The 12,284-nt window shown below is 70.5% G+C and carries 6 protein-coding genes; all 6 read left to right on the top strand.

Annotated features, from left to right (window positions below):
- Window positions 1-113: 113 nt before the first annotated feature.
- The 6 genes from WME98_RS43735 to WME98_RS43760 all read left to right on the top strand — a co-directional run bounded on the left by WME98_RS43735 (window position 114) and on the right by WME98_RS43760 (window position 12,266).
- The gene (locus WME98_RS43735; RefSeq protein ID WP_437947552.1) at window positions 114-983 is read left to right on the top strand and encodes a hypothetical protein; all 870 of its coding nucleotides are present in this window, start codon (window positions 114-116) and stop codon (window positions 981-983) included.
- Window positions 984-1,490: 507 nt separating this feature from the next.
- On the top strand, window positions 1,491-5,165 hold the full coding sequence (gene drmD / locus WME98_RS43740) for a DISARM system SNF2-like helicase DrmD (RefSeq protein ID WP_437947553.1): 3,675 nt from the start codon (window positions 1,491-1,493) through the stop codon (window positions 5,163-5,165).
- Window positions 5,166-5,262: 97 nt separating this feature from the next.
- Window positions 5,263-6,639, top strand: a complete 1,377-nt coding sequence (locus tag WME98_RS43745) for an AAA family ATPase (RefSeq protein ID WP_437947554.1) — start codon at window positions 5,263-5,265, stop codon at window positions 6,637-6,639.
- Window positions 6,636-7,229: a hypothetical protein gene (locus tag WME98_RS43750; RefSeq protein ID WP_437947555.1), complete on the top strand. Its 594-nt coding sequence runs from the start codon at window positions 6,636-6,638 to the stop codon at window positions 7,227-7,229. The genes WME98_RS43745 and WME98_RS43750 overlap by 4 nt, the downstream gene beginning before the upstream one ends.
- The gene (locus tag WME98_RS43755; protein WP_437947556.1) at window positions 7,226-8,035 is read left to right on the top strand and encodes a hypothetical protein; all 810 of its coding nucleotides are present in this window, start codon (window positions 7,226-7,228) and stop codon (window positions 8,033-8,035) included. Before WME98_RS43750 ends, WME98_RS43755 begins: the two co-directional genes overlap by 4 nt.
- A gap of 163 nt (window positions 8,036-8,198) precedes the next feature.
- Entirely contained in the window at window positions 8,199-12,266 is a 4,068-nt protein-coding gene (locus WME98_RS43760; RefSeq protein WP_437947557.1) for a DNA methyltransferase, read from the top strand.
- Window positions 12,267-12,284 lie beyond the last annotated feature (18 nt).

Below are 12,284 nucleotides of genomic sequence, written 5' to 3' on the forward strand. Positions count from 1 at the left end.
GGCACGTCGGTTGCCGTGCCGCCACGCCGCAACGAAACGACGGCGTGTCGCCACGGCAACAGGCCGGATTCCATCAGATAGCACAGGAGGTTTACCCCGTGAGTGAATCACCGATGTTTTCGACCATCGTCCTGCCCCCGGATCTCGTCGCGGACGACGTGATCGGTCTCCGAGATCAGATGAGCGCGCGGGTCGCGGCGGTGCTTCGGCCCAAGGGCGGTAAGCGCAAGGAGGCCGACGCGCCGCTGCCCAGGGGGCTCGAGCCCCTCGCGGCGCTGCCGCCGCACATCGACAGGCCGTGGAAGCGCTTCGACGCGGCCGCGACGGAGCTTCAGGGGTTCCGCGGCCAGCGAGCGAGCGCGCAGGCCGACCAGCGCCATGCGGCGCCGAGCGAGGCCGAGCGGAGCGCGGCGAACACCGACAGCGACGACCGATGGCGCGCGTTCGAGCAGTGGAACGCGGGAGCGGCCGGGCTCTCGGAGGATCGGGAGGCGCCGTCGCCGTTCGAGGCGCGCTGGCTCTATGCGCAGCTCTTCCCGGCGCCCGAGGGGCTTCGCTTCATCACGCGCCGGCCCCGGATCCAGTGGGCCGCGATGGTCCAGCGGATGAAGACGCTGGAGGAGGAGCGCGCGCAGGCGGTGATCGAGGGGTTCGGCGGGACCCGGCACTACCGGCAGCTCGTCGCCGCCCACGCGCGCTTCGGCGAGGCCTACGGCTTCACGACCGTGGTCCTCGCCAAGGAGGGCGGGCCGACCGACGGCAGGCCGCAGTGGAGCGCCGCCCGGGATGCGCTGCGGAGCCTGATCCAGAAGATCGAGAGCCACGCGGACCCGGAGATCCCGGGGAGCGAGGCGCTCGCCGCGTTCCTGCTGGCGCCCTACGTCGAGATGGTCGACGACCTCGGCAGATCCCGCCGGAAAGCCCCCGCCAAGAAGCCCGAAGCCGTCCCGGCGCCCCTGCCGGACGCGGGCGGGATGCCGTGAACCCCTCCGGGTGAGGTGGCGCGTCCACGCGGGAGATGGGTGGCACCCGTCTCCCGGTGGACGTGGCTCCAAGAAAAGATGGGTGGCACCCATCTCCGCGGTGGACGTGGCTCCAAGAAAAGATGGGTGGCACCCGTCTCCCGGTGGACGTGGCTCCAAGAAAAGATGGGTGGCACCCATCTCCGCGGTGGAGAGGCCACCGTCCGAGCGCGCGATCCTGGCCAGCGCTTCTCGTCGGCGTTCCGGCGTCGGCATCCGAGGAGCTCGACGTGCTCGTGCGCGTCGGTCCGCTCGGCGACTCGAGCCCCATCGCGCGCCGTAACCGTCAGCACGAACTGCTGCCGCTTTGCTCTTTCCCGGTCCAGGCCGAGGGTAAGCGCCCGGAGCAGGTCGTGCGAAGGGCGGGCGCATCCCGGGGACACCGTCAGCAGAACAATCTTCACCGTGTCGTTGTCGGGGCGTACCTTGCCATGCGCCCCCCCGCTCTACGCGGCGCGTGGAACCCCCATGTCGATGTCTGCCTCCTTGTCCCCCGCTTCCCCGCCCTCCGTTCGCACGCTCCTCGAATCGCTGCCCTCGCGCGGGCGCTTGATCGAGCTCGCGCGCTACTTCGGCGTCTTCGTGCCCCAGCGCGGCACGAAGGCCGAGCTGGCCGTCGCGCTGGCGCGCTCCGAGCAGGTCCGCATGCGTTCCGTGATCGAATGGATGGGCCGCGACGAGCTGCGCGCTGCCTGCCAGGCACACGGCTTGGATGCCTCCAGCCGCGCGCGCCAGGAGCTCGCAGAGCGGCTCCTCCAGGCCATCGGCGACCGCAAGACCGCCCCGCCGACGGGCCTCTTCGGAGCCCACGTCACCCCGCGCCTCACGCCTGTGAAAGGGGACATCGCGCTCGTCCGGCAGCGCCAGTACCTCGTCGAGGACGTCGTCACGCCCGAAGCCCCGAACGAGGCCACCCGCGTCGACCTGGTCTGCCTCGACGACGACGCGCAGGGCGTTCGTCTCTCGGTGCTCTGGGAGATCGAGCTCGGCGCGAAGGTCCTCCAGCCCGAGGCCGAGGGGCTCGGCGCGGTCGCCTCGCTCGACCCCCCACGCCGGTTCGCCGCCTACTTCCACGCCCTCAAGTGGAGCAGCGTCACGGCCACGCGCGCCGACCTCTTCCAGGCGCCGTTCCGGGCCGGCATCAAGCTCCTCGACCACCAGCTCACGCCCCTCAAGAAGGCCCTCGAGCTGCCGCGCGCGAACCTGTTCATCGCCGACGACGTGGGCCTCGGCAAGACCATCGAGGCCGGGCTCGTGATGCAGGAGCTGGAGCTCCGGCAGCGCGTGGACTTCGTCCTCGTCGTCTGCCCCGCTTCCCTCTGCCTCCAGTGGCGCGGCGAGATGGAGAAGCGCTTCGGCCAGCGCTTCGAGATCATGGGGCGCGAGCTCGTCGCCCGCCGGCGCCGCGAGCGCGGCTTCGGCGTCAACACCTGGAGCACGCACAACCGGTTCATCGTCTCCTACCAGACGCTCCGTCGCCCCGAGTACCGCGAGCCGCTCCTCGCCCACCTCGGCGCGCGCATGAAGAAGAGCCTGCTCGTCCTCGACGAGGCCCACACCGCGGCGCCCGCATCGGCGAGCCTCTACGCGGTCGACTCCCACGTCACGACCATGATCCGCGACGAGCTCGGCCCGCGGTTCGAGAACCGCCTCTTCCTGTCGGCGACGCCGCACAACGGCCACTCGAACAGCTTCAGCGCCCTCATGGCCATGCTCGACCCCCAGCGCTTCACGCGGGGGGTCCCCATCCAGGCGGGATCGCGGGCGCTCTCCGCCGTGATGGTCCGCAGGCTCAAGCGCGACCTCCAGGCGCTCGGCAAGAGCGATTTCCCCGTCCGGAGCGTCGTCCGGATCGCGCTCGAGCGCGAGGGCGACGTCTTCCGGGCGCGGTACTTCGAGGCCGAGGCCGGCCAGCGGGAGAAGCTCGCCGCCGAGGTCGACCTCGGCCCGGTCGGCACGCCCGAGCTCGAGCTCTCGCGCCTCCTGGCCGAGTACACCGAGACGATGAAGCCGAAGCGCGGCCGCGGGCAGCTCGTCTTCATCAACCTCCAGAAGCGGCTCCTCTCGAGCATCGAGGCGTTCCACCGGACGCTCCACGCCCACGCCGCGCGCGTCGACGAGGCGGCGGCGAGCGCCGAGCCCCGCGCCTCGGCGCGGCGCGCCGCCACGGAGGACGCCCAGCTCGAGCTGGAAGGGGCGGCGAGCGCCGAGCCCGCGCCCGCGTCCCCGCTCGGCCGCAGGCGGCCCGAGGACGACGACGACGCGTACGGCGTCGACGACGAGCAGCGCGACGCGGAGGACGCGGCCGAGGTCGCCTCGGCGTCGACCGCGCTCCCGTCCCCCGAGGGGCGTGCCCGCCAGCTGCTTCAGCGCATGCTCGACCTCTCCCGCCAGCATCGCCACCGGCCCGACGCCAAGGTGGTGGCGCTCCTGCGCTGGCTCCGCGCGGAGCTCTGCCCGGGGGTCGGGGGGCCGGGCGGGGGCAAGCGCGCGAGCGGCGCGTGGGGCGACCGCCGGGTGATCGTCTTCACCGAGTACGGCGACACCATGCGCTACCTCCAGAAGACCCTCGCCGCCGCCGTGGAGGACACCGACCGCGGCGACGAGCGTATCGCCATCTTCCACGGCGGCATGGGCGACGAGGCGCGGGAGGAGCTGCAGCGGGCGTTCAACGGCGATCCGGCGGAGCACCCCGTGCGCGTCCTCATCGCCACCGACGCCGCGCGCGAGGGCCTGAACCTCCAGAACCACTGCGCCGATCTCTTCCACTTCGACGTGCCGTGGAACCCGGCCCGCATGGAGCAGCGCAACGGCCGCATCGACCGCACGCTCCAGCCCGCGAGCAAGGTCCGCTGCCACTACTTCGTCTACCCGGAGCGCGTCGAGGACGCCGTGCTCGAGAAGCTCGTGGGCAAGGTCGAGACGATCCAGACCGAGCTCGGGAGCCTGGGCGAGGTCGTCATGGAGCGCATCGAGCGGGCCCTCAGCCGGGGAATCGACCAGCTCACCGCGGCCGCCCTCGACGAGGCCGGGCAGCTCCCCGAGCAGGCCGAGACGACCCGGCGCGAGCTCGAGAGCCAGCGCGAAGGCCAGGCCGCCCTGAAGCGGGAGATCGACGAGGCCCGGCGCATCCTCGGCCGATCCCGCAAGGTGATGGACTTCCGGGAGGAGCTCCTGCGCGACGCCATCGACGTCGGCCTGGAGCTCGCCGGGGCCGCGCCCCTCGCGCAGGTCGCCGAGAAGGTGGAGGGGCAGCAGGCGTTCGAGCTGCCGCCCCTGCCGGCGAGCTGGGACCGCACCCTCGACAGCCTGCGCCGCCCTCGCCGCAGGGACGAGCCGGAGTGGGCGTGGCGCAAGCTCGCCCCGCATCCCGTCGTCTTCAAGGCGCTCGACCGCATGGGCGAGGACCGCGTCCACCTGCACCTCGAGCACCCGTTCGTGCAGCGCATCCTGGCGCGCTTCCTGGCCCAGGGCTTCGGCGCCCAGGATCTCTCGCGCGTGACGGTCGTGCCCGACGACCGCTCGGGCGAGCCGCGGGCGATCGCCTTCGGCCGCCTCTCGCTCTTCGGGCCCGGGGCCGCGCGCCTGCACGACGAGCTCATCGCCGTCGCCGCGCCCTTCCGCGAGAGCGGCGACGGCGACCACCTGAAGCCCACGGGCACCGACGAGGACCGCCAGGCCGTCGCCCACCTCGAGGAGCTGCTCACGCGCGTCGGCGGCCTCCCGGCCGTCCCGGAGCCCCTCCGCCAGCGCCTGGCGAGGACGGCCGCCGCCGATTTCGGCGCGCTCTGGCGGCACGTGCAGGACGAGGCCGACAGCCGGGCGCACGAGGCCGCGCAGCTCCTCTCGGCCCGCGGCGCCAAGGAAGCCGAGGATCTGCGGCAGATCTTGAGGGCCCAGCGCGTCGAGATCGAGGGGCAGCTCAACGTCCAGCTCTCGCTCTTCGGCGAGCTCGAGGGCGACATGATGAGGCCGCAGCGGGAGCAGCTCGAGAGCGAGCGACAGGACATGAGGAAGCGCCTCGCCCGCATCGAGGACGAGATCCGGGACGAGCCGGCGGAGCTCGAGGCGCTCTACCACGTGAGCCTGAAGCGGCTCGCGCCGGTCGGGCTCGTGTACCTCTGGCCGACGACGAGCCTCTAGCGGTGTCGTCCGGACCCCCGCCGGTCCGGTCGCGGCCCGCCCTCGCCGTGGCTTGGCGGGTCGCAGGCTCGTGGCCTAAGATGCCCTCGACCCGACGATGCGGCTCCAGTGGTTCCAGGTCCAGGGCTACAAGAACCTCCGCGCTCCGGTGCGCCTCGCCGACCTCGGCCGGCTCAATTTGCTGCACGGCGATAACAACGTCGGCAAGTCGAACCTGCTGGAGAGCATCGGGCTCTTCTTCGTGGCGATCCAGGCGCTGCGAGAGCAGGCGCAGGGCGGCCCGCGCCTCAAGGAGCGCTACGCGCGCCACGCGCCGCCGCCCGCGGCCGCGCCGGACGAGCGGCCGCCGCGCGAGGCTGTGCGCGGGTACGAGCACTTCGCCCAGCAAGGCTACCCGCCGGCCGAGATCTTCAATTTGAAGGACGCGGGGCCGATCGTCCTCGAAGCGGAGCTCCAGCTCGATCGCGAGAAGGACGATCCGTCCTGGCTCGGTGAGCCGATCGTGACCTGCGTTCGCCTCGAGCGCGGCGACGAGGAGGTGACCGTCCGGATCACCGAGCTCCGGCGTACCGCGGACGGCGTGGATCTCGCGGCCGGAGCGGGGGACCAGGCGGCGACGGACGCCGCGTTAACCCTGGTGCTGGAGCGGCTCGGGCAGCGCGTGCGCCGAAAGGAGGTCGTGCCGCGCTTCGCGCTGGTGCGCGCCGATCGCACCCTCACGCGCGAGGCGTCGGAAGGCGCCTCGCCGCTCGCGACGCGCGAGCCGCTCCCCCGCGCGCTCGGCAAGGTGCTGCACGACGCCGAGAGCGCGACCGGCGCACCCCGCGAGCGCTTCAAGCGTTTCGTGGCGGCGCTCGGCCGCTTCCGGGATCTGGTCGGCCCCGGGCAATGGCGCATGCGCTTCGACACCGACGCCGATCGCGCGGAGCTGGTCCTGGATACCGGATCGGAGCTCTTGCCCTTGCGCTTGATGGGCTCTGGCATCCAGCAGATCGCGGTCCTCTGTGCGCGTCTCGTGATGACGGGAGCGGACATCATCGGGATCGAGGAGCCGGAGCTGAACCTGCGCTGGTCGGCGCAGCGTGCGCTGCGCGACGTGCTCGACGAGCTCGCCGCCGATCCGGAAGCCCCGTCACAGCTCCTCATCACGAGCCACTCCGGGCAGTTCGAGAAGCAGCCCCCCTTCTACCTGCTCACGCGCTCGGAGGACGGGCCGCGGATCCACAAGGTGTCTGCCGAGGAGGCCTGGGAGTTCACCCAGCCTGCGGCGCCGTCGCCGCCCTCGAACGCGCGCGCGCCGCGCGGATACCTGACGATGGAAGGGGTGGTGCAGGTCCCGCCCGAGGTCCAGCAGCAGCTCGGCCTCTCGCACGGCGGCGGCGTGGTCTTCGTGCGCGAGAAAGACGGGCACTATCGCATGTTGACGAACGACCAGTATGTCGACCTGTTCGAGGGACGGGAGCCGCAGCAGTGACGGCCGACGAGCTCGCGGCGCGCCTGCGCGAGGGCGCCGTCACGCTGGCGTTCGACACCAACGCGGTGTACCGCGACCGGCGGCTCAACGCGCTTTGCGACCGCATCGCGTGGCACAACCTCCGCCTGGCCGACGAGGGCCGCGCGCCGGTCCGCCTCGTGATCTCGGCCGTCGCCTACACCGAGAAGCTGTTCGACCTCAAGCAGCGATGGCGAGCGACCTTCAACCTCGATGTCATCCTCGACGGGCTTCGCTCGAAGGGGATCGAGGTGCAGCCGTTCGACGCCCGGCACGCGCTGGAGACGGCGGCGCGGCTAGGCGAGCGGTACCCGAGCGACGCGGCCTGGCAGCGCGCCAAGCGCGACCGCTGCCTCCAGTGCCTGGGGCTGCCCCCGAGCGCCGTGCAGACACCCGGCACCGGCCGGACCTGCGGCGCCACGGTCGACTGGCACATCGGCGGTCATGCCCGGGCCGAGGGTTGCATGCTCGTGACCGACGACACCGATCCGGAGCTGGGCGGGCTCCTCGATCGGGTCGGGCTGGACACGCTGGACGCCGCGCTCCGCCGGCTGTCGGACGAGCCTGCATGAAGGCGACCCCCTTGCCTAGGCCGCGCCCGTGCATCGTCACGGCGCTGGAGCTGCTCGGGGTCGACGACCCCGAGATGCCCGAGGGGCGGGCGCGCCAGGTTGTCTCGATCGTCGAGCGCCACCTCGGCGACTCCGAGCTCGCCAGGATATACGGAAGCCACCTGTCCCTCGCGGCCCGTCGCGTGCTCCACATCGCGCCGATCAAGCCAGCGGGGATGCTCCCTTTCTGGCAGGCGCTCAACATCGTCCACCTCCAGTCGGCCCTCGTGCCGCTCGGCGTGCTCGTGTGCGGCGCGATCGCGCTCGGCGATGCCGTCGCGCACGGCGGCCTCGTCCTCGGCCGCGGTGTCGCGGAAGCAGAGCGACTGCGCGACGAGGTCGCGCACGTCCCCCGGGTCATCGTCGATCCCCGCCTGCTCCGCGAGACCGAGGAGAACGCAGATCTGCGTGCCTCGCACCACTCCGTGATGGAGGAGCTCGGTTACATCCGCAAGCTTCTCCGGGCGGACGCGGATGGCCTCTTGTTCGTCGATTATCTCTGGGCGATCAGGTCGGAGATGGACGAGCCGTCCCTGTACCTCGACTTCTTCAAGGACCATCGCCGGCTCGTGACGCGCAAGCTCGACGCAGCGACGGTCCTCGACGGCGCTTCGCGCGCCTGGATCTGGATGTGGAGCTACCACAACGTGGTCTTCAGGGAGCTGAAGCGCAGCTGGCGCCTGGATGACCAGGAGCTCTCGGAGCTCCGCATCCCGGCGACGAGCCCCCTCGTCTACAGCTTTCCCCCGTCTGCCAAGGCCCCCTGAGCGCCACCTCTGGCCTCGATGTGGCCATAGGTCATCTCGATGCCGGGCCAGAGCTGAGGCCGCTCCCCGGCACGCGGGCCCTCGGGACGTGCTTCCCCGGGTCGTCCGAGGGGCGTACCTTCCCGTCCGCCCACGCGCGGATGCGTCGGGTCCGGGAACGAGAATGAGCGACGCCGACAAGCGATTCCACGAGCAATGGATCGGCATGGCGCAGCCCTCGGAGGGGCTCGTCGTGTCGGTGCCGGTGCTGGTCGATGCCCAGTGCGCGGAGAAGCTCCCGCGGGAGGCGCACCTGGCCTTCCTCGACTGCCTCGAGGAGGACCCGGAGAGGCGGCTGCGCGTCCCGGACCTGGCGCGGCTCTTCGCGACCGTGCTCGACCTCGACGCCGGGCGCTTCGACGCGGGCGAGGCGCTCCCGCAGGAGCTCTCGCTCTACGTCGTCGAGGGCAAGCAGCTCCTCCGGCCGACGCGCGCGCTCCGGTGGAACAGGCCCCGGGAGGAGGCGGCCGCCGCCGCGGACAGCACGCCCGCGGCGCAGGCGGGGCGGCCGTACGCGATGCTCGTGTGGGAGGTGCCGCCCGAGGTCGAGCAGCTCGACAAGCCCGAGCAGGTCACCGGCGCGTGGGAGTACCCGGCGCAGGCGAAGTTCGAGCGGCTGCTGCGGGAGTGCCGCGTCCCGATCGGGCTCCTCTCGAACGGCCACGAGCTCCGGCTCGTGTACGCGCCGCACGGCGAGTCGAGCGGGTGGATCGCGTTCCGCGCGGCCGATATGGCGTCCGTGAGCGGGCGGCCGATCTTCGACGCCTTCGTGATGCTGCTCTCGCGGCAGCGGTGGTTCGGCGTGGCGGCCGAGCGGTCGCTCCCGGCGATCCTGGCCGAGAGCCGCAAGCGCAACGCCGACGTCACCACCGAGCTCTCGCGCCAGGTGTTCGAGGCGCTGGAGGTGCTGCTCGCCGGGTTCGCCGCGGCCGAGGAGCGAGACGGCACGGGCGCCCTCCGCGACGCGCTGGAGCGGGAGGACGACCACCTCTACGCGGGCCTGCTCACGGTGCTGCTGCGGCTCGTGTTCCTGCTCTACTGCGAGGACCGGGGGCTCTTGCCGACCGAGCACCCGCTGTTCGCGCGGAACTACAGCCTCCTCGGGCTGTTCGACGCGCTCCAGGCCGACTTCGGGAAGCACCCCGACACGATGCACCGGCGCTTCGGGGCGTACCCGCGGCTCGTGGGGCTGTTCCGGGCGGTCTTCCTCGGCGTGTCGCACGGGGAGCTGGTGATCCCGGCGCGGCGCGGGCAGCTCTTCGAGCCGAACGCGTATCCGTTCCTCGAGGGGTGGGGGCCGGAGGGGAGCGCGCCCATCACGCAGGCGGAGGCGCGCGCGGCCGTGAAGCTGCCCAGCGTCGACGACCTCACCGTGTACTCGGTGCTGGAGCGGCTGCTTTACCTCGGCGGCCAGCGGCTCTCGTACAAGGCGCTCGACGTGGAGCAGATCGGCAGCGTGTACGAGGCGCTGATGGGCTTCGGGGTGAAGCGCATCGAGCGCGGCGCGGTGCGGATCCGGCTCGGGAGCAAGAAGGGCGCGGCGCGGGTCTGGGTGGAGGCCGACGCGCTGCTCGCGGTGCCGGCGAACCAGCGGGAGCGGTGGCTCCAGGACGAGCTCGGGTTCGACAAGAACGTGGCGGCGAAGATCGCCGAGGCGGCGAAGGGGGCGAAGAGGACCGAGGAGGCGCTCGGGGCGATGGAGCCGTTGAGCGGGCGGACCCCGGAGCGGGCGGGCGCGGGGACGCTGGTGATCCAGCCGGGGCCCGAGCGGCGGCGGACGAGCAGCCACTACACGCCGCGCACGCTCACCGAGCCGATCGTGGAGCGGACGCTGGAGCCGCTGATCAAGGCGATGGGGGAGGCGCCGGGCTCGGAGACGCTGCTGAACCTGGTCGTCTGCGACCCGGCGGTGGGGTCGGGGGCGTTCCTGGTGGCGGCGTGCCGGTACCTGGCCGACCGCGTGGTGGCGGCGTGGACGCGGGAGGGGCGGCTGGAGGTGATCGCCAGCGCGCACGAGGACGTCGTGAACCACGCGCGGCGGCTGGTGGCGCAACGGTGCCTGTACGGCGTGGACAAGAACACGTACGCGGTGCAGCTCGCGCGGCTGTCGCTGTGGCTCGTGACCATGGCGCGGAACGAGCCGTTCACGTTCGTGGACCACGCGATCCGGCACGGGGACTCGCTGGTTGGGCTGGGGTTCGAGCAGATCCGGGCGTTCCACTGGAAGCCGCAGGCGCAGGTGGAGCTGTCGGCGGGGCTGTTGAGCGAGGCGCTGGACGAGGCGATCGGGATCCGGAAGAGGATCCTGGAGCTGGCCGGGGAGGGGACGTACGCGGCGCAGCGGGAGAAGGAGCGGCTGCTGCTCGACGCGGAGGACGCGCTCGATCGGGTGCGGCTTGTCGCGGATCTCGTGGTGGGGGCGTTCTTCGGGCAGAAGAACGACAAGGACCGGGAGAGGGAGCGGGCGCGGCGGCTGGACCGGGTGACGGCGTGGCTCGCGGCGGACAAGCGGGGGGAGGGGGAGAAGGCGGGGGAGATCCTGGCGGAGCTGCGGGGGATGCAGGAGGAGATCCGGCGGGAGCAGGTGCCGTTCCACTGGATGATCGAGTTTCCGGAGGTGTTTGCGCCGGGGAGAGCGGATCCGTTGGATGGAAACCAGGCCACAGGGAAGGCTTGGGTAGATGCCTTCGTGGGAAATCCGCCGTTCTTAGGACAAAAATACATTGCAGCATCATTGGGAGAACCGTACCGCGACTGGTTGTTTGCTGTGACTCCGGGTACCGTTGGCCGGTGCGACCTGGCCGCGCACTTCGTACGCCTTGCAGACCGTCTAATTGGCAGAAATGGAACCTTCGGTTATGTGGCGACTAGCACTATTTCGCAGGGTGATACATGGGAGAGCGGATTGAAATGGATCGCTCAAGAAGGGCGCGTGGTGTACGACGTCCAGACCTCGCTAAGGTGGCCCGGGGATGCTGCGGTGACCATAATGGCGTTCAATGTTGTCTCTTCGGCGCTTCTACGCCATTGTGCGCCAAAAATTGATGGCCGTGCTGTTGGCTTCATCAACTCACGCTTGATGCCAGAAAGAGCGGCTGTGGAGCCTGCTGCTTTGGCTGCAAATGCAGGAATAAACTTCAATGGCATCAACACGGGTGGTAGCGGCTTCCTCCTCGGTGAGCGGGAAGCTCAAGATCTTATCTCGCGCGGAAATAACTCGGACTGTTTGTCGATGTTTCTAGGGGGGGAGGACATAAATTCCAATCCCGCGGCGCGTTCGACGCGTTGGGTTATTGATTTTGGGGACAGGTCGCTTGACGCGGCGGAGAAGTACCCTGAGTTGCTCGAGATCGTTAGAGCTAAAGTTAAGCCTTTCCGGGACAGGGCTCCCGATAACCAGCACGGAAAGCGCCTAAAAGCCGCCTGGTGGTTATTCCGTGAGCGGCAGCCTGCACTGCGTCGAACGCTGCTGGATCTTTCGATGTGTCTGGTCTGCGCGGTCTACACAAAGCATCTGGGATTTGCGTTTGTTTCAACCAAGCAGGTTGTATTTAATAACAAGCTCAGCGTGTTTGCGACTGATGGCTTTGCGTGTTTTGCTGTGTTGCAGTCCCGATGCCACGAGTCGTGGGCGCGCCTGCTGTCTCCTACGATGGGCGCGGCAGATACGCTCTCGTATGCGCCATCCAAGTGTTTTCTAACATTCCCCTTTCCTCAGCGTGATCCTCGGTCAAGAATCCTGCTGGTTGAGATCATTGGCGAGAAGCTCTACGAAACCCGCGCCCGCTTCATGGTCGACACCGACCAGGGCCTCACCAAGACCTACAACGCCCTGAAGGACCCCGACAACGACGACCCCCACATCCTCGAACTGCGCGCCCTCCACGAGGAGATGGACCGCGCCGTCCTCGCCGCCTACGGCTGGAGCGACGTCGCCGTTCCCCCGTACTGCCCGAAGACCGACGAGGAGCGCGCCGCCGTGCAGGCCTTTGAGGACGAGGTGATCGACCGCCTCTTCGTTCTCAACGCCGAGCGCGCCGCGCAGGAGAAGCAAGCCGCCGCAGCCGTCGCTCCCGCCGCGAAACCCTCGCGAGGCCGCGCCAAGAAGCCCGCTGACGAGGCCCCCCCGAAGCCGGCCCGCAAGGGGCGCAAGCGGGAAAACGGTGACGGCCAGGGGAAGCTCGACCTGTAGCCAGCGTCCCCAGGGGCT

It is taken from the genome of Sorangium sp. So ce296, assembly GCF_051529605.1.
Classification (GTDB): domain Bacteria; phylum Myxococcota_A; class Polyangia; order Polyangiales; family Polyangiaceae; genus Sorangium; species Sorangium cellulosum_D.

What these genes read in the sequence shown, in the direction of transcription:
- WME98_RS43760 (WP_437947557.1), top strand. Translation starts at nt 8,199, where the DNA reads ATGAGCGACGCCGACAAGCGATTCCACGAGCAATGGATCGGCATGGCG.
- drmD (WP_437947553.1), top strand. Translation starts at nt 1,491, where the DNA reads ATGTCGATGTCTGCCTCCTTGTCCCCCGCTTCCCCGCCCTCCGTTCGC.
- WME98_RS43735 (WP_437947552.1), top strand. Translation starts at nt 114, where the DNA reads ATGTTTTCGACCATCGTCCTGCCCCCGGATCTCGTCGCGGACGACGTG.
- WME98_RS43755 (WP_437947556.1), top strand. Translation starts at nt 7,226, where the DNA reads ATGAAGGCGACCCCCTTGCCTAGGCCGCGCCCGTGCATCGTCACGGCG.
- WME98_RS43745 (WP_437947554.1), top strand. Translation starts at nt 5,263, where the DNA reads ATGCGGCTCCAGTGGTTCCAGGTCCAGGGCTACAAGAACCTCCGCGCT.